The 18,708-nt window shown below is 72.0% G+C and carries 18 protein-coding genes; 2 read left to right on the top strand and 16 right to left on the bottom strand.

The window, feature by feature from the left end; genetic code table 11:
• Positions 1 to 8: 8 nt before the first annotated feature.
• The 8 genes from pyrF to pyrR all read right to left on the bottom strand — a co-directional run bounded on the left by pyrF (position 9) and on the right by pyrR (position 10,609).
• A complete protein-coding gene (gene pyrF, locus HNR20_RS25535; RefSeq protein ID WP_184184693.1) occupies positions 9 to 845 on the bottom strand; it encodes an orotidine-5'-phosphate decarboxylase in 837 nt (278 codons plus the stop codon).
• Positions 846 to 924: 79 nt separating this feature from the next.
• Positions 925 to 2,199 (bottom strand): adenosylmethionine--8-amino-7-oxononanoate transaminase, encoded by a 1,275-nt coding sequence (locus HNR20_RS25530; RefSeq protein WP_184184690.1) that lies wholly within the window; start codon positions 2,197 to 2,199, stop codon positions 925 to 927.
• A gap of 55 nt (positions 2,200 to 2,254) precedes the next feature.
• On the bottom strand, positions 2,255 to 3,301 hold the full coding sequence (locus tag HNR20_RS25525) for a quinone-dependent dihydroorotate dehydrogenase (RefSeq protein WP_184184687.1): 1,047 nt from the start codon (positions 3,299 to 3,301) through the stop codon (positions 2,255 to 2,257).
• Positions 3,298 to 6,675 (bottom strand): carbamoyl-phosphate synthase large subunit, encoded by a 3,378-nt coding sequence (gene carB, locus HNR20_RS25520; protein WP_184184684.1) that lies wholly within the window; start codon positions 6,673 to 6,675, stop codon positions 3,298 to 3,300. Before carB ends, HNR20_RS25525 begins: the two co-directional genes overlap by 4 nt.
• The gene (gene carA / locus HNR20_RS25515; RefSeq protein ID WP_184184681.1) at positions 6,668 to 7,831 is read right to left on the bottom strand and encodes a glutamine-hydrolyzing carbamoyl-phosphate synthase small subunit; all 1,164 of its coding nucleotides are present in this window, start codon (positions 7,829 to 7,831) and stop codon (positions 6,668 to 6,670) included. Before carA ends, carB begins: the two co-directional genes overlap by 8 nt.
• Entirely contained in the window at positions 7,828 to 9,105 is a 1,278-nt protein-coding gene (locus HNR20_RS25510; RefSeq protein ID WP_184184667.1) for a dihydroorotase, read from the bottom strand. The genes carA and HNR20_RS25510 overlap by 4 nt, the downstream gene beginning before the upstream one ends.
• Positions 9,102 to 10,028, bottom strand: a complete 927-nt coding sequence (locus HNR20_RS25505) for an aspartate carbamoyltransferase catalytic subunit (protein ID WP_184184665.1) — start codon at positions 10,026 to 10,028, stop codon at positions 9,102 to 9,104. Before HNR20_RS25505 ends, HNR20_RS25510 begins: the two co-directional genes overlap by 4 nt.
• Entirely contained in the window at positions 10,025 to 10,609 is a 585-nt protein-coding gene (pyrR, locus tag HNR20_RS25500) for a bifunctional pyr operon transcriptional regulator/uracil phosphoribosyltransferase PyrR (protein WP_184184662.1), read from the bottom strand. Before pyrR ends, HNR20_RS25505 begins: the two co-directional genes overlap by 4 nt.
• Before the next feature lie 288 nt (positions 10,610 to 10,897).
• Between pyrR and bldD the strand changes: the two genes are divergently transcribed.
• Positions 10,898 to 11,386 carry a transcriptional regulator BldD gene (gene bldD / locus HNR20_RS25495; RefSeq protein ID WP_007458348.1) on the top strand — a complete coding sequence of 163 codons (489 nt, stop codon included), beginning with the start codon at positions 10,898 to 10,900 and terminating at the stop codon, positions 11,384 to 11,386.
• 92 nt (positions 11,387 to 11,478) lie between these two features.
• Here bldD and nusB read toward each other — a convergent pair whose 3' ends face one another.
• The 5 genes from nusB to HNR20_RS25470 all read right to left on the bottom strand — a co-directional run bounded on the left by nusB (position 11,479) and on the right by HNR20_RS25470 (position 15,064).
• A complete protein-coding gene (nusB, locus tag HNR20_RS25490; protein WP_184188983.1) occupies positions 11,479 to 11,889 on the bottom strand; it encodes a transcription antitermination factor NusB in 411 nt (136 codons plus the stop codon).
• A gap of 23 nt (positions 11,890 to 11,912) precedes the next feature.
• Positions 11,913 to 12,470, bottom strand: coding sequence for an elongation factor P (gene efp / locus HNR20_RS25485; protein ID WP_007458344.1), 558 nt, complete (start codon positions 12,468 to 12,470; stop codon positions 11,913 to 11,915).
• A gap of 86 nt (positions 12,471 to 12,556) precedes the next feature.
• Complete coding sequence (aroQ, locus tag HNR20_RS25480; RefSeq protein ID WP_184184659.1) at positions 12,557 to 12,982, bottom strand: type II 3-dehydroquinate dehydratase; 426 nt, start codon at positions 12,980 to 12,982, stop codon at positions 12,557 to 12,559.
• Entirely contained in the window at positions 12,979 to 14,055 is a 1,077-nt protein-coding gene (gene aroB, locus HNR20_RS25475) for a 3-dehydroquinate synthase (RefSeq protein WP_184184656.1), read from the bottom strand. The genes aroQ and aroB overlap by 4 nt, the downstream gene beginning before the upstream one ends.
• A gap of 10 nt (positions 14,056 to 14,065) precedes the next feature.
• Positions 14,066 to 15,064: a helix-turn-helix transcriptional regulator gene (locus HNR20_RS25470; protein ID WP_184184653.1), complete on the bottom strand. Its 999-nt coding sequence runs from the start codon at positions 15,062 to 15,064 to the stop codon at positions 14,066 to 14,068.
• A 79-nt stretch (positions 15,065 to 15,143) separates the two neighbouring features.
• Here HNR20_RS25470 and HNR20_RS25465 point away from each other — a divergent pair, with 79 nt between their 5' ends.
• Positions 15,144 to 15,872 carry an alpha/beta fold hydrolase gene (locus tag HNR20_RS25465; protein WP_184184650.1) on the top strand — a complete coding sequence of 243 codons (729 nt, stop codon included), beginning with the start codon at positions 15,144 to 15,146 and terminating at the stop codon, positions 15,870 to 15,872.
• Positions 15,873 to 15,967: 95 nt separating this feature from the next.
• Here the strand turns inward: HNR20_RS25465 and HNR20_RS25460 are convergent, their stop codons facing one another.
• The 3 genes from HNR20_RS25460 to HNR20_RS25450 all read right to left on the bottom strand — a co-directional run bounded on the left by HNR20_RS25460 (position 15,968) and on the right by HNR20_RS25450 (position 18,429).
• Positions 15,968 to 16,471 carry a shikimate kinase gene (locus HNR20_RS25460; protein WP_184184647.1) on the bottom strand — a complete coding sequence of 168 codons (504 nt, stop codon included), beginning with the start codon at positions 16,469 to 16,471 and terminating at the stop codon, positions 15,968 to 15,970.
• On the bottom strand, positions 16,471 to 17,649 hold the full coding sequence (gene aroC / locus HNR20_RS25455; protein WP_184184644.1) for a chorismate synthase: 1,179 nt from the start codon (positions 17,647 to 17,649) through the stop codon (positions 16,471 to 16,473). Before aroC ends, HNR20_RS25460 begins: the two co-directional genes overlap by 1 nt.
• Positions 17,650 to 17,811: 162 nt before the next feature.
• The gene (locus tag HNR20_RS25450; RefSeq protein WP_184184641.1) at positions 17,812 to 18,429 is read right to left on the bottom strand and encodes an acyltransferase; all 618 of its coding nucleotides are present in this window, start codon (positions 18,427 to 18,429) and stop codon (positions 17,812 to 17,814) included.
• Between the last annotated feature and the right edge of the window lie 279 nt (positions 18,430 to 18,708).

Raw genomic sequence — 18,708 nt, 5'->3', positions numbered from 1 at the left:
TCAGTCAGTCACCGGGCAGGCAGAACGGCCCGACAGTCGACCAACACCCGGTCCGCGGCGGCCCGCAGGGCGGCGACATCGGGGCCTGCCGAGAGCACCTCCCGGGAGTACGACGGGAGCACCGAGGCGAGGCTCGAACCGAAGACGGTACGCAGATCGGCGGCACCAGCACCCTGTGCGCCGAGCCCTGGGGCGAGCAGTGGGCCACCCACGCCGGAGAGGTCGTGACCGGTGTCGCCGATGGTCGCGCCGACCACCAGACCGAAGCTCCCGAGCGGAGTCGCACCCCTGTTGAGCTGGGAAATCTCGTCGATCACGGTTTGCGCCACGGTCCGGCCGTCGGCCGTGCGGGCCTGCTGCACGGCCGCGCCCTCGGGGTTGGAGGTGAGGGCCAGCACGAAGACGCCGCCGCCGTGCTCGGCGGCCAGCTCGAACATCGGTGCCAGCGAACCGACCCCGAGGTAGGGGCTCGCGGTGACCGCGTCGACATACAACGGGCTGGATGGATCAAGGTACGCGGAGGCGTACGCGCTCACCGTCGAGCCGATGTCGCCGCGTTTGACGTCGAGGAGAACGAGCGAGCCAGCATCTCGCAACTGTCGGATAGTTGACTCAAGAATCGCCACACCTCGGGACCCGAAACGCTCGAAAAAGGCCGACTGAGGCTTCACCACCGCAACCCGGTCACCGAGGGCTTCCACGACGGTCCGGGTGAACCGGTCGAGCCCCTGAACGTCGTCCGCGAGGCCCCAGCGGGCCAACAGACCGGGATGCGGGTCGATGCCCACACAGAGCGGCCCCCGGTCGGTGATCGCCCGGTGCAGCCGGGTACCGAAGCTCTCCATCGAGAGTGTTCCCCTCTCCTCGTCGTCGTCCGGGCGGCAGCCCCGCCCGGGTAACCGTCGACCCGGTGACCGGGACGACTCAGCCGGCCGCCACCGCCGCCGCCACCCCGGCCGCGATCCGGGCCAGGTCGGCGTCGTCGGTGACGTACGGCGGCATCGTGTAGATCAGGTCGCGGAACGGGCGCAGCCACACCCCCTGGTCGACCGCGGCCACGGTGGCCGCGCCGAGGTCGACCTCGTGATCGAGCTGGACCACCCCGATCGCGCCGAGCACCCGCACGTCGGCCACCCCCGGCGTACCGCGCAGCGGCTCCAGGCCGGCGCGCAGGCCCGCGCCGACCCTGGCCACCTGGGCCGACCAGTCCCCGGCCCGCAGCAGCCCGATGGAGGCGTTCGCCACCGCGCAGGCCAACGGGTTGCCCATGAACGTGGGCCCGTGCGCCAGCACACCGGCGGCGGAGATACCCCGGGCGACCTCCGGGGTGCAGAGCGTCGCCGCGAGCGTCAGGTAGCCCCCGGTGAGTGCCTTGCCCACACACAGCACGTCCGGCGTCACTCCGGCGTGCTCGGCGGCGAACATCGCACCGGTACGGCCGAACCCGGTGGCGATCTCGTCGAAGATCAACAGCACCCCGTGCGCCCGGGTCACCTCACGCAGCACCCGCAGGTAACCCGGATGGTGGAAACGCATCCCGCCAGCGCCCTGGACGACCGGCTCGACGATCACCGCGGCCAGTTCGTCGGCGTACTGCTCGACGGTCTCCACCAACGCCGCCACGTACGCGTCGTCCGGCGGGTCGGTGAAGCCGCCCGGTGGGACCGGGGCGAACACCTGCCGGGGCAGCACGTCGCCCCAGAGGTGGTGCATCCCACCCTCCGGGTCGCAGACGCTCATCGGGTGGAACGTGTCGCCGTGGTAGCCGCCCCGCCAGGTCGCCAACCGGCGCCGCTGCGGCCGACCGATGGCCCGCTGGTACTGCAGGCACATCTTCACCGCCACCTCGACACTGACCGAGCCGGAGTCGGCCAGGAACACGTGCTCCAGACCGTCCGGGGTCAGCTCGACCAGGGTCCGGGCGAGCTGCACGGCGGGCTCGTGGGTGAGCCCACCGAACATCACGTGGCTCATCCGGGCGAGCTGGTCGGTCACCGCCGCGTCCAGCACCGGGTGTCGGTACCCGTGGATCGCCGCCCACCAGGACGACATCCCGTCCACCAACTCCCGCCCGTCGGCCAGCCGCAACCGCACCCCCTCGGCGCTCTGCACCACGTACGGCGGGTTCGTCGGTGGCAGTGCGGCGTACGGATGCCAGACGTGGGCCCGGTCGGCGGCCAGGATCTCCTCAGGTGTCACGCGCGTTCCTTCCAGGCGTCGACGGGCCGGCCGGTGGGTCCGGCTCGCCGGCCGGTCACCGGCCGGCGACCGGATCCGGTGCCACCGCTGTGGTCGTCGCGCGCGCGGCGGCGCGCACCAGGGCCGGACCCCGGTAGATGAAGCCGGTGTAGAGCTGCACCAGGGCGGCGCCGGCGTCGAACATCCGCGCCGCGTCGTCCGGGTCGAGCACCCCGCCGACACCGATGATCGGTAGCCGGCCGCCGGTCTCCCGGTGTACGAAGGCGACCACCTCCCGAGCCCGCCCGGTCAGCGGTCGACCGGAGAGACCACCGGCCTCGGCGCCGCGCTCGGCGTCCACCGTGGCCAGGCCGGTACGGGCCAGCGTGGTGTTGGTGGCGATCACCCCGGCGGCGCCCCGGGCCAGGCAGACCTCCAGCAGTTCGGCGATCGCCGCCTCGGTCAGATCTGGTGCGATCTTGACCAGCACCGGCTTCTCCCCCACCAGCGCGCCGAGCAGCGCGTCCAGGTGCGAGCGCTCCTGCAACGAGCGCAGCCCCGGAGTGTTCGGTGAGGACACGTTCACCGCGAAGTAGTCGCCGTGCCCGCGAAGCGCCCGGTACGAGGCGAGGTAGTCCTCGACCGCCTCGTCGAGCGGGGTCACCTTGGACTTGCCCAACGAGATGCCCAACGGCACCCCGAGCGGGCGCGGCAGCGCCGCCAGCCGGGCGGCCAGCGCGGCGGCCCCGGCGTTGTTGAAGCCCATCCGGTTGACCACGGCCTCGCTGGCCGGCAGACGGAACAACCGTGGCCGGGGGTTGCCCGGCTGGGCGTGCGCGGTGACCGTGCCGACCTCGACGAAACCGAAGCCGAGCGCGGGCCACGCCGGCAGCGCCGCACCGTCCTTGTCCATGCCGGCGGCCAGCCCGACCGGGTTGGGGAACCGCACACCGAACACCGTGCGCGGCGCGTCGACCGCGTACCGGGCCCGCAGCGCCGCCAGCGCGGCCGGCCGCCGCGACAGAGCGGTCAACCGCCGCAGCGTCCACTCGTGCGCCGCCTCAGCGTCCCCACCCCCGAGCCGGAACAACCAGGGCCGAACAACCCGCTCGAACAGGGTCACTGGGCTGCCCGGAGGGTGGCGTGCAGGTCCTGCAGGGGGCGTACCTGCATGTCGCCACGGATCCGCGCCTCGATGCCCATGACCGCCGCGGCCGCGCCGGGGACGGTGGTGATGCAGGGGATGTCCGCGGTGACTGCCGCGCTGCGGATCTCGTAGCCGTCGGAGCGGGCACTGGCACCCGAACCCTGCGGCGTGTTGATCACCAGCGCCACGTGGCCGCCGCCGATCAGCGACACCGCGTCGTCGCCCTCACCAGCCTGGTAGTGCTTGCGGATCTGCTCGCAGGCGATGCCGTGCCGGCGCAGCACCTCGGCCGTGCCGGTGGTCGCCACGATCTCGAAGCCCAGATCGGCCAGCCGCTTGATCGGGAAGATCATGCCGCGCTTGTCGCGATTGGCCACCGAAACGAAGATCTTCCCGGTGGTCGGCAGCGAGCCGTACGCGGCCGACTGGCTCTTGGCGAAGGCGTGCCCGAAGTTGGTGTCGATCCCCATCACCTCACCGGTCGACTTCATCTCCGGCCCGAGCAGCGAGTCGATCCCCTTGCCCGCGCGGGTCCGGAAACGCTTGAACGGCAGCACCGCCTCCTTGACCGCGACCGGCGCGTCGGCGGGCATGGTGCCCCCGTCCCCCGTCGCCGGCAACAGGCCCTCGGCGCGCAGTTCCGCGATGCGGGCACCGAGCGCGATCCGGGCCGCCGCCTTGGCCAGCGGAACCGCCGTCGCCTTGGAGACGAACGGGACGGTCCGCGACGCGCGCGGGTTGGCCTCCAGGACGTAGAGCACGTCGTCCTTGAGCGCGTACTGCACGTTGAGCAGGCCGCGGACGCCGACGCCACGGGCGATGGCCTCGGTGTAGCGGCGGACCTCGGCCAGGTGCGAGCCCGCGAGGGTGATCGGCGGCAGCGCGCAGGACGAGTCGCCGGAGTGGATGCCGGCTTCCTCGATGTGCTCCATCACCCCACCGATGTAGACCTCACCGTCGGCGTCGCAGAGAGCGTCCACGTCGATCTCGATGGCGTCGTCGAGGAACCGGTCCACCAGCACGGGGTGATCCGGGGAGATGTCGGTGGCCCGCCCGATGTAGTCGCGCAGCGTCGGGTCGTCGTAGACGATCTCCATGCCCCGCCCGCCCAGCACGTACGACGGCCGGACCAGCACCGGGTAGCCGATCTCGTCGGCGATCGTCTTGGCCTCGTCGTACGAGGTCGCCATGCCGTGCGCCGGCGCGCGCAGCCCGGCCCGGGCCAGCACCGCCCCGAACGCGCCCCGCTCCTCGGCCAGGTGGATCGACTCCGGGGAGGTGCCGACCACCGGCACACCGGCGTTCTTGAGCCGCTGCGCCAACCCCAGCGGGGTCTGCCCACCGAGCTGCACGATCACCCCGACCACACCCGGCCCGCCGGCCGCCCGGCCGGACGAGTCCTCGGCGTGCCAGACCTCCAGGACGTCCTCGAAGGTCAACGGCTCGAAGTAGAGCCGGTCGGCGGTGTCGTAGTCGGTGGAGACCGTCTCCGGGTTGCAGTTGACCATGACCGTCTCGTAACCGGCCCCGGACGCGGCGGCCCCGCCGATCGGCGCGCTGCGCAGCGCCTGTACCGCGTGCACGCAGGAGTAGTCGAACTCGATGCCCTGCCCGATCCGGTTCGGGCCCGAGCCCAGGATCAGCACCTTCGGCCGGTCCGACGGCACGACCTCGGTCTCCAGGTCGTAGGTGGAGTAGTGGTAAGGAGTCGTCGCCTCGAACTCGGCCGCGCAGGTGTCCACGGTCTTGTAGACCGGGCGTACGTCGAGGCGGTGCCGCAGGGTCCGAACGCCGTCCTCGGCGGCCAGCTCCGGGCGCAGCGCGGCGAGCTGCCGGTCGGACAGGCCGGCCCGCTTGGCGCGACGCAGCAGCTCGGCGTCGAGCACCGGCGCGTCCACGATCTCCGTGCGCAGCTCGATCAGCGCGGCGATCTGGTCCAGGAACCACGGGTCGATTCCGCCGGAGGCCTCGGCGACCTCGGCGATCGACGCGCCGAGGCGCAGCGCCCGCTCGACGGTGTAGAGCCGGCCGTCGTGCGGGATCCGCAGCGCGGCGAGGGTGTTCTCCCTCGTCGCGTCGGCCGGGTCAGGCACGGTCCAGAAGCCAGCTTCCCTGGTCTCCATCGAGCGCATCGCCTTGTTCAGCGCCTCGGTGAAGTTGCGCCCGAGGCTCATCGCCTCGCCCACCGACTTCATCGTGGTGGTCAGCTCCGGGTCCGCGCCGGGGAACTTCTCGAACGCGAACCGGGGGATCTTCACCACCACGTAGTCCAGGCTCGGCTCGAAGGCCGCCGGGGTCTTCAACGTGATGTCGTTGGGGATCTCGTCGAGGGTGTAGCCGATGGCCAGCTTCGCGGCGATCTTCGCGATCGGGAACCCGGTCGCCTTGGAGGCCAGCGCCGAGGAGCGCGACACCCGGGGGTTCATCTCGATGACGACGATCCGGCCGTCGGCCGGGTTGACCGCGAACTGGATGTTGCAGCCGCCGGTGTCCACCCCGACCTCGCGCAGCACGGCGATGCCCAGGTCACGCAGGCGCTGGTACTCCCGGTCGGTGAGCGTCATGGCCGGGGCCACGGTGACGCTGTCGCCGGTGTGCACACCCATCGGGTCGATGTTCTCGATCGAGCAGACCACCACCACGTTGTCGTGCCGGTCGCGCATCAGCTCGAGCTCGTACTCCTTCCAGCCGAGCACGCTCTCCTCGATGAGCACCTCGTGCACCGGGCTGGCGGACAGGCCGTCGCCGGCGATGCGGGCGAGGTCCTCCGGGGTGTGCGCCATGCCGGAGCCCAGGCCGCCCATGGTGAACGACGGCCGGATCACCACCGGCAGGCCCAGCTCGGCGACGGTCTCCTCGACCTCGTCCATCGAGTGGCAGACCCGGGAGCGGGGCACCAGCGCGGTCGGGTCGTCGACACCCAGCCGGACGCCGGCCTTCGCCACGATCTCCTTGAACAGCTGGCGGTCCTCGCCCCGGTTGATCGCGTCGATGTTCGCGCCGATCAACTCCACGCCGTACTTCTCCAGGACGCCGGCGGCGTGCAGGGCGACCGCGGTGTTCAGCGCGGTCTGCCCGCCGAGGGTCGCCAGGATCGCGTCCGGGCGCTCCTTGGCGATGACCAGCTCGACGAACTCCGGGGTGATCGGCTCGACGTAGGTCGCGTCGGCGAACTCCGGGTCCGTCATGATCGTCGCCGGGTTGGAGTTGACCAGGCTGACCCGGATCCCCTCACTGCGCAGTACCCGGCACGCCTGGGTGCCGGAGTAGTCGAACTCGCAGGCCTGCCCGATGACGATCGGCCCGGAGCCGATCACCAGGATGTGCTTGAGATCGGTCCGCTTAGGCATTGCTGCGCCCCTTGCTGTGGTTCCGGCCTTCGATCAGCTCGGCGAATCGGTCGAAGAGGTAGTCGGCATCGTGCGGGCCGGCCGCCGCCTCCGGGTGGTACTGGACGGTGAAGGCCGGCACGTCCACGGCGCGCAGCCCCTCGACCACGTTGTCATTGAGGCAGACGTGTGACACGCGTACGCCGCCGAAGTCGGTGTCGATCACCTGGTCGGGGACCACCGCGCCACCGCCCGCACCGGGCACCTGGACGGCGAAGCCGTGGTTGTGGCTGGTCACCTCCACCTTGCCGGTGGCCCGGTCGAGCACCGGCTGGTTGATCCCCCGGTGGCCGTAGCCCAGCTTGTAGGTGCCGAAGCCGAGCGCCCGGCCGAGGATCTGGCTGCCGAAGCAGATGCCGAACAGCGGCACCTCCCGCCGCAGCGCCTCCCGGGCCAGCGCCACCGGAGCGTCGGCGGTGCCCGGGTCGCCGGGCCCGGGCGACAGGAAGATCGCGTCGGCGCCGGTGGCGAGCAGCTGGTCGATGGTCGAGGAGGCCGGCAGCACGTGGGTGGTCACCCCGCGGGTGGCGAGCCGACGCGGAACGTTGCGCTTGATGCCCAGGTCCAGAGCGGCCACGGTGAAGCGGTGCTCGCCGAGGGCCTCGACGACGTACGGCTCGGCGGTCGTCACCTCGGCGGACAGGTCCGCGCCCACCATCTGCGGCGCCTGGCGGACCCGGGCCAGCAGGCTCTGCGGGTCGTTGTCGATGCTGGAGATGCCCACCCGCATGGCGCCCCGCTCGCGCAGGTGCCGGGTCAGCGCCCGGGTGTCCACCCCGCTGATGCCCACCACACCCTCGGTGGCGAGACGGTCCTCGAGACCGCCGGTGGCCCGCCAGTTCGAGCCGATCCGGGCCGGGTCGCGTACGACATAGCCGGCCACCCAGATCCGGCTGGACTCGTCGTCCTCACCGTTGACGCCGGTGTTGCCGATGTGCGGCGCGGTCTGCACCACCACCTGGCGGTGGTAGGACGGGTCGGTCAGGGTCTCCTGGTAGCCGGTCATGCCGGTGTTGAAGACCGCCTCGCCGAAGGTCTCCCCGACACTGCCGTACGCCTCACCGGGGAACGTGCGTCCGTCCTCGAGCACGAGGATCGCGGGCCTGCGCTTTGTCACTTGACAGCCTTTCCGTCCAGGACCGTCGGCTCGCCACGCAGGAAGGTCGCCACGATGCGACCCGGCAGCGTCATGCGGGCGTACGGGGTGTTGCGACTGCGACTGGCCAACTCCGCCGGCTCGATGGTGCGGCGGGCGGCCGGGTCGATCAGGGTGAGGTTGGCCGGCACACCGGGCGCCGGGTCGACGCCGTGCCCGGTGAGGCCGGCGATCCGGGCCGGGGTGCGCGACATCCGCTCGGCGATCAGGTCCCACTCCGGGCCGAGCACGTCCAGCGCGATGGAGAGGGCCGTCTCCAGACCGAGCATCCCCGGCCGGGCGTAGGCCCACTCGCACTCCTTGTCCTCCACGGCGTGCGGGGCGTGGTCGGTGGCGATCACGTCGACCACGCCGTCGGCGAGCGCGGCACGCAGCGCGGCGATGTCGGCAGCCGTACGCAGCGGCGGGTTGACCTTGAAGACCGGGTCGTAGGTCTCCGCACGCTCGTCGGTGAGCAGCAGGTGGTGCGGGGTGACCTCGGCGGTGACCCGTACGCCGCGCGCCTTCGCCTGCCGCAGCACCTCGACGCTGCCGGCGGTGGAGACGTGGCAGACGTGCAGTCGGCTGCCCACGTGCTCGGCGAGCAGCACGTCCCGGGCGATGATCGCCTCCTCGGCGACCGCCGGCCAGCCGATCAGCCCGAGCCGGGTGGAGACCTCACCCTCGTGCATCTGGGCGCCCTCGGTGAGCCGGGGCTCCTCGGCGTGCTGGGCGATGATCCCGTCGAACGCCTTCACGTACTCCAGGGCCCGGCGCATCAGCTTCGGGTCGGCGACGCAGTGCCCGTCGTCGGAGAAGATCCGCACCCGGGCCGCGGAGTCGGCCATCGCGCCCAGCTCGGCCAGACGCTCGCCGGCCAGCCCGACGGTGACCGCGCCGATCGGTTGCACGTCGACCAGGCCGGCCTCCCGGCCGAGCCGCCAGCCCTGCTCGACCACGCCGGCGGTGTCCGCGACCGGGGAGGTGTTGGCCATCGCGCAGACCGCCGTGTAGCCGCCCAGCGCCGCCGCCCGGGAACCGGACTCGACGGTCTCGGCGTCCTCCCGACCGGGCTCGCGCAGGTGGGTGTGCAGGTCGACGAGGCCGGGCAGGGCGACCAGCCCGGTGCCGTCGATGGCGGTGGCGTCCGGCGCGGACAGGCCGGGGCCGACCTCCGCGACCAGGCCGTCGCGGATCAGCAGGTCGGTCGGCGGGCCGCCGACGACACTCACGCTGGTGATCAGGTACGCGGTCACCGGTTGTTCCCTCCGAGCAGCAGGTACAGGACGGCCATCCGCACGGAGACCCCGTTGGTGACCTGTTCGACGATGGTGGAGCGGGGTGAGTCCGCGACCTCGGGCGTGATCTCCATCCCCCGGTTCATCGGGCCGGGGTGCATGACGATCGCGTGCTCGGGCAGCCGGCGCATCCGCGGGCCGTCCAGCCCGTAGCGGCGGGCGTACTCGCGCGCGGAGGGGAAGTAGGAGTCGTTCATCCGCTCCCGCTGCACCCGCAGCATCATCACCACGTCGACGTTGGGCAGCACGGAGTCGAGGTCGTAGGAGACGGCGGTGGCTGGCGCCAACGCGCCGGCGATGTCGACCGGAATGAGGGTCGGCGGGCCGACCAGGGTGACCTTGGCGCCGAGGGTGGAGAGCAGCAGCACGTTGGAGCGGGCGACCCGGGAGTGCAGCACGTCCCCGACCACCGCGACCGACAGGCCGGCGAGCCGGCCCAGCCGGGCCCGCATGGTGTACGCGTCGAGCAGCGCCTGGGTGGGGTGCTCGTGGGTGCCGTCGCCGGCGTTGACGACCGACCCGTCGACCCAGTTGGCCAGCCGGTGCGGCGCGCCAGAGGCGGGGTGCCGAACGACGACCGCGTCGGCGCCCATGGCCTGCAGGGTCAGCGCGGTGTCCTTCAGGCTCTCGCCCTTGGTGACGCTGGAACCCTTCGCGGAAAAGTTGATCACGTCGGCGCTGAGCCGCTTCGCCGCGGCCTCGAAGGAGATCCGGGTGCGGGTGGAGTCCTCGTAGAAGAGGTTCACCACGGTCCGGCCGCGCAGCGCCGGCAGCTTCTTGATCTCCCGGCCGGCGACGGTGGCCATCTCGGCGGCGGTGTCCAGGATCTCGGTGGCGGTGTCGGCGTCGAGGTCCGCACCGGAGAGCAGATGCTTGATCATGAAGGGCTACCCCCGTACAGCTTGACCTCGTCGACCCCGTCGGTCTCGGCGAGCGTCACCTTCACGCTCTCGGCGAGTGAGGTCGGAATGTTCTTGCCGACGTAGTCGGCGCGGATCGGCAGTTCCCGGTGGCCGCGGTCGACCAGGACGGCGAGTTGCACGGACGCCGGGCGGCCCACGTCGTTGAGCGCGTCGAGCGCGGCCCGGACGGTGCGGCCGGAGAAGAGCACGTCGTCGACGAGGATGACCCGCTTGCCGTCGATCCCGCCCGGCGGCAGTTCGGTCGGGCCCACGGCGCGAGTGCCCTGCCGACGCAGGTCGTCGCGGTACAGCGTGATGTCGAGCACACCGACTCCGACGGCGACGTCCTCGAAGGTGCTGATCCGGGCGGCGAGCCGCCGCGCGAGGGGGGTCCCCCGGGTGGGAATCCCAAGAAGCACCGTGTCAGCGGCACCCTGGGTCTTCTCCAGGATCTGGTGGGCGATGCGGTCGACCACGCGTTGCACGTCGGCGCTGGCGAGGATCACCTTCACCGAGGGTTGTCGCGGTGGTGACGAGCGGGCAGCCGGTGGGTATGCCACGGCGGACCTCCTTCCCCGCCTCACGGGACGGGTCGTTAAAGGATGTCGGGCACCTCCGGCCGGACCGCGCAGCGGACCTGACCGGGGCTTCACGCCACGTTACCAGTGGTCACCGCACCGATGGACGGCGGCCGCTGACCACCGGGTCAGCCCCAGGAAATGGGGAAAACTTCCCGGACGCTCCCCAACGGTCGGGTCACGACCACTTGACCAGGTGTCGCATTCCCCGTACCGTCACGCTCCGTAGCGATCGACGGGAGAACCCCGAGCAGCACTGGGAGTGTCCGAATGCCCTCTGAATACGCCAAGTCTCTGGGCGCCCGCCTGCGCTCCATCCGCCAGCAGCAGGGTCTTTCCCTGCAGGGTGTGGAGGAGAAGTCGAACGGGCGGTGGAAGGCCGTGGTGGTCGGCTCGTACGAGCGCGGCGACCGGGCCGTGACGGTGTCCCGTCTGGCCGAGTTGGCCGAGTTCTACCGCGTCCCCGTCTCGGAGCTGCTGCCCGACGGCAGTGGTGTCCGTCACGAGCCCACCAGCAAGATCGTCCTGGACCTGGAGCGGCTCTACGACGAGGCCTCCGAGGACCTGGCCTACGTCGCCCGCTACGCCCGCGCCATCCAGCAGCAGCGCGGCGACTACAACGGCCGGGTGCTCTCCATCCGCGCCGACGACCTGCGGGCGCTCGCGATCGTCTACGACGCCTCGCCGTCGGGCCTGATCGAGCGGCTCACCGAGCACGGTGTGCTGGTGGCCGACCCCCGGGCGTTCTTCGCCTCCTGAACCATCGCTTGACCGAAAGGGCCCGTGCCGTCCGGCACGGGCCCTTTTCGTTCGTGGCGCTGGCGCCGCGTGGTGCTGGCGCTCGCGCTGGCTCAGCGGGTGGCGTACTCGGCGATCCGACCGAGCACTCCGTTGAGGAAGCGCGGCGAATCGTCGGTCGACATCTGCCGGGCCAACTCCACGGCCTCGCTGATCGCCACCGCGTCGTCGATCTCGTCGACGTAGAGCAGCTCGTAGACGGCGATCCGGGCCAGATTCCGGTCGACGACCGGCATCCGCTCCAGCGTCCAACCCTCGGCGTAGCTGGCGATCAGCTCGTCGATCCGGTTGAGGTGCTCGGCAACACCCTCGACCAGGCCCACCGCGTAGCCCAGGTGCTCCGGTCGGGGCTGCTCGATCCGCTGCACGTAGCCGGCCAGCACCTCCACCGGAGGCTTGTCCCGTAGGTCGGCCTCGTAGAGGACATCCAGCGCCCGCTTGCGCGCCTTGCGGCGCGCCGGCATCTGCTGCTTGGAACCCTCAGCCATCAGGCGCGGCCGAGGTAACGGCCGTCGCGGGTGTCGACCTTGATCTTCTCGCCGGTGGTGATGAACAGCGGCACCGGCACGGTGGCACCGGTCTCCACGGTCGCCGGCTTGGTGCCGCCGGTCGAGCGGTCACCCTGCAGGCCCGGCTCGGTGTAGGTGACCTCCAGCACGACGCTGGTGGGCAGCTCGATGTAGAGCGGCACACCCTCGTGCTGGGCGACGGTCGCCTCCGCCTCGGGCAGCAGGTAGTTGGCTGCCTCGCCGACGGTGCCACCGGGCACGGTGATCTGGTCGAAGGTCTCCAGATCCATGAAGACGAAGTCCTCGCCGTCGGCGTACAGGTACTGCATCGTGCGCTTGTCCACGGTCGCGGTCTCGACCTTGGTGCCCGCGTTGAAGGTCTTGTCGACCACCTTCCCGGACAGCACGTTCTTCAGCGTGGTGCGCACGAAGGCACCACCCTTACCGGGCTTGACGTGCTGGAACTCGACGACGGCCCAGAGCTCGCCGTCAAGGTTGAGAACCAGGCCGTTTTTGAGGTCGTTGGTGGAGGCCATTTCCTGCCTTGATCATCAATTGGCGGACAGACCTGGCAAGTCTACAAGCTGCGTCGAATCGGACGGCCCCCGCTCGGGGCGACCCCTCAGCGGGCGGCCAGGTGGTCCAGCGCGAGGCGATAGCCGTCGATGCCGAGACCGCAGATCACCCCGGTCGCCACCGCCGACACCACCGAATGGTGCCGGAACTCCTCGCGCGCGTGGATGTTGGAGAGGTGCACCTCCACCAGCGGCCCCCGCAGCATGGCGCAGGCGTCCCGCACGGCGTACGAGTAGTGCGACCAGGCGGCCGGGTTGAGCACCACCGCGGCGCCCTCGTCAGCGGCGGTGTACAGCCAGCCGAGCATCTCGTGCTCGGCGTCGGTCTGCCGGACCGTCACGTCCAACCCCAACTCCTTGCCCGTGGACTCGCAGAGCGCGACCAGGTCGGCGTAGGTGGTCGCGCCGTACACGTCGGGCTCGCGGGTGCCCAGCCGCCCCAGGTTCGGCCCGTTCAACACGTACACCCTCACGGGGCGACCTCCTCGTAGGCGGCCTCCAGCAGCGCGTCGTCCGGGCCCTCCAGGATCGCCGGCCGGGCCAGCCCGTCGAGCACCACGAAGCGCAGCCGGGCACCCCGGGCCTTCTTGTCCACCCGCATCGCGGCCAGCAGCTGCGGCCAGGCGTCGGCCGGGTAGCTCACCGGCAGGCCGAGCGCGGTCAGGGCGACCCGGTGCCGGTCGGCGGTCGGGGCGTCCAGCCGGCCGGCGAGCCGGGCCAACGCGGCCGCGTAGACCAGGCCGACGGAGACGGCATGACCGTGCCGCCAGCGGAAGCCCTCGTTCTGCTCGATCGCGTGGGCGAGGGTGTGACCGTAGTTGAGCACCTCCCGTACGCCCGACTCGCGCAGGTCACCGGCGACGACGTCGGCCTTGACCCGGATCGCCCGCTCGATCAGCTCCCGCGTCGCCGGCCCCCGCACGTCGGTGGCCGCCACCGGGTCGCGCTCGACGAGGTCCAGGATCGCCGGGTCGGCGATGAAACCGCACTTGACCACCTCGGCGAGCCCGGCCGCCAGGTCGACCGCGGGCAGGCTGTCCAGGGTCGCCAGGTCCGCCAGCACACCGACCGGCGGGTGGAACGCGCCCACCAGGTTCTTGCCGGCGGCCGTGTTGATGCCCGTCTTGCCGCCCACGGCGGCGTCCACCATGCCCAGCAGCGAGGTTGCCACCGGCACCCAGCGCACCCCCCGCAGCCAACAGGCCGCGACGAAGCCGGCCAGGTCGGTCACCGCGCCGCCACCCACCCCGACCACCGCGTCGGTGCGGGTGAAGCCGGCCGCGCCCAGGCGATCCCAACAGGCGGCGGCCACGTCGATCTGTTTGCCCGACTCGGCGTCGGGCACCTCGATCGGCAGCGGCTCGACACCAGCGGCACGCAGCCGCTCGCCAACCGCGTCCGCGAGAGCCTTGAGCGGGGGCGCGTGCAGCACCGCCGCCCGGGTCGCGCCGGGCAGCAGGCCGGGCAGCGCGCCCAGCAGGTCGCGTCCAACCAACACGTCGTACGGCCGCTCGCCGCCGACCGGGATCCGGGTCACGTCGTCCATCGCCGGCAGCCTAGTCCAGCGGGCGGCGCGGCGACGGCGTCTGCCCACCTGCTGGCCGGGCGGCCCATTCCGCCAGCAAGCGCGCGTGCTCGGCCACGGCGACACGCAGCGCGTCCGGGTGCCGCACGGTGAACGCGCAGCCCAGCCCGGCGAGCAGCGCGGCCATACCGGGCAGGCTCTCCGCCCGGGCCCGCAGCAGCACTCCGGCGGTGGTGGCGGTCAGCTCGGCCACGCTGGGCGGCACACGGCGTTGGGCGGCGACCAGATCGGTCTCCAGCAGCACCTCGACCTCGTGCGGGTAGGGCACGCCGGCCAGCGACCGGGTCACCCAGGCCACCGGGTCGAAGCCGTCCGGCACGGTGAACGTCGCCGCTGCGGGCGTCACCGTGCCGATCCGGTCGAGCCGGAAGGTGCGGACCTCCCCGCGCCGGTGGTCGTGGCCGACGACATACCAGCGGCCGGCGTGGAAGACCAGCCCGTACGGGTCGAGCTCACGGTTCGACCGCTCACCTCGCCAGGAGCGGTAGTCCAGCGCCACCCGCTGCCGGTGCCGGGTGGCCGCGGCCAGGGTGAGCAGCGTGCCGGACGCCGGTCCCCGCTCCGGCTCCCGGCGGCGCAGGGTGAAGCCGAGGTGCTCCTGCACGGCGGTCATCCGGTCGGCGAGCGTCACCGGCAACACCCGGCGGATCTTGGCCAGCGCGGTGGCGGTGGCCGGCAGCTCGGTGGCCAGTCCGACCCGTTCGGCGACGACCAGGCCCAGCAGCACGGCCACCGCCTCGTCGTCGGTGAGCATCAGCGGCGGCAGCTTGTACCCGGGGTGCAGCCGGTAGCCGCCGTAGCGGCCCCGGTCGGCGATGACGGGGATGCCCAACTCGACCAGGGTGGCCGCGTACCGGCGCACGGTCCGCTCGTCCACGCCGAGGCGCCCGGCGAGTTCGACGGCCGTCGACCGGTGCCGGGTCTGCAGCAGTTCGAGCAGGGCCAGCACCCGGCCGGCGGGATGAGACACAGACCACTCCTCGAAACCGGGCGGATTCTGTCCGGTTTCGATCGTACGGTCATGCGGTAACCGAGAGAAGGAGCGACAGATGGCGACGTTCGTGCTGGTTCCGGGTTTCTGGTTGGGTGCCTGGGCGTGGCGGGAGGTGACCGCGGCGCTGCGTGCGCAGGGGCACGAGGTCTACCCGATGACGCTGACCGGGGTGGCCGAGCGCGACCACCTCGCCGGGCCGGAGGTTGGCCTGGACACGCACACCACCGACATCGTCCGACTGATCGAGGTCGAGGACCTGCACGACGTGCTGCTGGTCGGTCACTCCGGCGGCGGGATGCCGGCCGCCCAGGCGGCGGACCACATTCCGGACCGGATCGCTCGGGTGATCTATGTGGAGAGTGGGCCGTTGCCGGACGGCGTCGCGCAGTTCGACACGGTGCCACCGGAGGAGCAGCAGCCGCTTCGCGACGCGATCGGCACCGGGCACCTGCTGCCGCCGCCAGCCTGGGATCCGGCCGCCGACCCGACCAACCTGGCCGGCCTGGACGAGGCGACGCTGCAACTGCTGCGTGCACGGGCCACCCCGCACCCGCTGGGTGCGGCCACCGACCCGGTGCGGCGCACCGGCGGGCGCCCGGTGCCGACCGCGCTGGTCGCCAGCACCTTCCCGCTGGCGGTGGTGCGGCAGATGATCGGCGAGGGGCACCCGTTCTTCACCGGGCTGGCCGGCGGCCAGCTGTTCGAGCTGCCCACCGGGCACTGGCCGATGCTCAGCGAGCCGAAGGCCCTGGCCGACGTGCTCGACACCGTCGCCCGAGGCTGAGAGGGCCCCGGGCCGGCCGTCGACGACCGTCCGCGACGACGTCGGCTACCGGCCCGGGCGCCGGCCGGGCCGGTAGCTCACCGGCGCGGGCGGGGTCAACGGGACAGCAGGGCGGCGATCTCGACGACGATCGCCGCCGGGGTCCGACCGTCGGTGGTCACCGTCGTGGTGGCGACCTCGTCGTAGAGCGGTCGACGCTGGTCCATCAGATGCTTCAGAGTGGCTCGCGGATTGATCGCCAGCAGCGGTCGGCCGGCGCCGAGCCCGACGCGTTTCACCGCGTCGGGCAGCTCGACGGAGAGGTGCACCACCCGGTGACCGATCAGGGCGGCCCGGGTCTCCTCGGCCAGCACCGCGCCACCACCGAGGGCGAGCACGCCGGTGCCGGCAGCCAGCGCCGCGGCCACCGCGGCCCGCTCCAACTTGCGGAAGTGCTCCTCACCCTCGTCGATGAAGATCTCCGGGATCGGCTTGCCGGCCATCTGCTCGATGTCGACGTCGGTGTCGCGGAACTCCACCCCGAGGGTGGCGGCGAGCGCCCGCCCGACGGTGGTCTTGCCGCAGCCGGGCACGCCGACCAGCACGACGACCGGTGCCATCAGCGGATGACCAGGGCATCGAGGTAACCGGCGAGGTTGCGGCGGATCTCCGGGATCGAGTCTCCGCCGAACTTCTCGGTGGCCGCCTCGGCGAGCACCAGCGCCACCATCGCCTCGGCGACCACCGCCGCGGCGGGCACCGCACAGACGTCGGAACGCTGGTTGATCGCGGTGGCCGGCTCGCCGGTGGCGACGTCCACGGTGGCCAGCGCCCGGTTCAGCGAGGAGATCGGCTTCATCGCGGCGCGGACCCGCAGCGGCTCGCCGGTGGTGATGCCACCCTCCAGCCCGCCGGCCCGGTCGGTGACCCGACGGACGCCGGTGGCCGACGCGATGATCTCGTCGTGCGCCTCCGAGCCGCGGGACCGGGCCTGCTGCCAGCCGTCGCCGATCTCCACGCCCTTGATCGCCTGGATGGACATCAGCGCGGTGGCCAGTCGGGCGTCGAGTTTGCGGTCCCACTGCACGTGGCTGCCCAGCCCCGGCGGCACCCCGTACGCCAGCACCTCGACCACGCCGCCGAGGGTGTCGGCGGCCTTCTTCGCGGCGTCGACCTCGGCGACCATCAGAGCGCTGGCCTCGGGGTCGAGGCAGCGCAGCGGGTCGGCGTCGATGCGGGCGGCGTCGGACGGGGTGGGGCGCAGCCCGGGCTTCGCGGCCACCGGACCCAGCTCGATGACGTGCGAGACGATCTCGATGCCGAGCGCCTGACGGATCAGCGCCTTGGCGACCGTGCCGACGGCAACCCGGGCGGCGGTCTCCCGTGCGCTGGCGCGCTCCAGGATCGGCCGGGCGTCGGTGTGGCCGTACTTCTGCATGCCGGCCAGGTCGGCGTGGCCGGGCCGGGGACGGGTCAGCGGGGCATTTCGGGCCTGCCGGGCCAGCTCGTCGGGATCGACCGGGTCGGCGGCCATCACCGTCTGCCACTTCGGCCACTCGGAGTTGCCGACCCGGATCGCCACCGGGCTGCCCAGGGTGACACCGTGCCGCAGGCCGCCGAGCACCTCGACCTCGTCCCGCTCGAACGACATCCGGGCACCACGGCCGTAGCCCAGCCGCCGGCGGGCCAGCTCGTCGGCGATCTCGGTGGAGGTCACCTCGATACCGGCCGGCACCCCCTCCAACATCGCGACGAGGGCGGGACCGTGCGATTCACCTGCAGTCAACCAGCGCAACACAGCGATCAGTCTGTCACGGCCGGCCACCGCCCGGACACGCTGCCCGCCGCGTCCCGCCCGGTGGACGCCGCCGACTCGACAAGGAACCCAAGATCACCTCGGCGCGCCGGGAAGTCCGGTCGGCGGTGACGTCGTCGACCCAGGTCACAGGTCTGCCCGCAGTCACACCTCCGTCAGCACACCACCCGACTCCCGGTACTCACGGCCCGTGCGCGGACAGACGAACCGGCCGTCGCCCTTGTCGGCCAGCGGCTCGCCCGCCCGGCCCACCCAGCCCACCCGGCGGGCCGGGACGCCGACCACGAGTGCGAAGTCGGGCACGTCCTTGGTGACGACGGCGCCCGCGGCGACCAACGCCCATCGGCCAACCGTCACGGGCGCCACGCAGACGGCACGAGCTCCGATCGCCGCGCCCTCTCCCACGGTGACCCCGACCGCCGTCCAGTCGTCATTGCCCTTGAGTCGGCCCTCCGGCGTCACCGCCCGCGGGTACTCGTCGTTCGTGAGCACTGCCGCGGGCCCCACGAAGACGCCGTCGCCCAGCACGGCAGGCTCGTAGACGAGACCGTAATTCTGGACCTTCACGTTGTCGCCGAGGCGTACGCCCGGTCCGACATAGGCGCCCCGGCCGATCACGCAGTCGCGCCCGAGGCGGGCGTTCTCCCGCACCTGCGCGAGATGCCAGATCTTCGTGCCGGGCTGGATCGTCGCGCATACATCGACATCGGCGCCGGGCGCGACGAACACGTCGTCCCGGTGCGGCTGCACAGAATCGGTCATTGCGCTCCTCGTCGCGAGTTCGGTGCCCATCACTGTAGGAACGAGCGCACGCGGCCGGCTGCCGTTGAGGCGGCCGGTGTCACGCGCCCGTCGGCTCGAATTGACGCGACCGACAGCCGGCACGCCTGGGCCGAAGGTATGGGTTCCCCCGCAGCGGCTCGCCGAAATCCGACACAGCGCTGTCCCCGCCGATCGGCGGCCGGTAGCTTCCCGGGGCGGACGAGGTCAACGGGTGCCAATCCTCGTCGGACACTGCGTTGTGTCGGACGTCGGCTCTTG

This window comes from Micromonospora parathelypteridis (assembly GCF_014201145.1).
Lineage (GTDB): Bacteria > Actinomycetota > Actinomycetes > Mycobacteriales > Micromonosporaceae > Micromonospora > Micromonospora parathelypteridis.
This window is presented reverse-complemented; position numbering and strand designations above follow the sequence as displayed.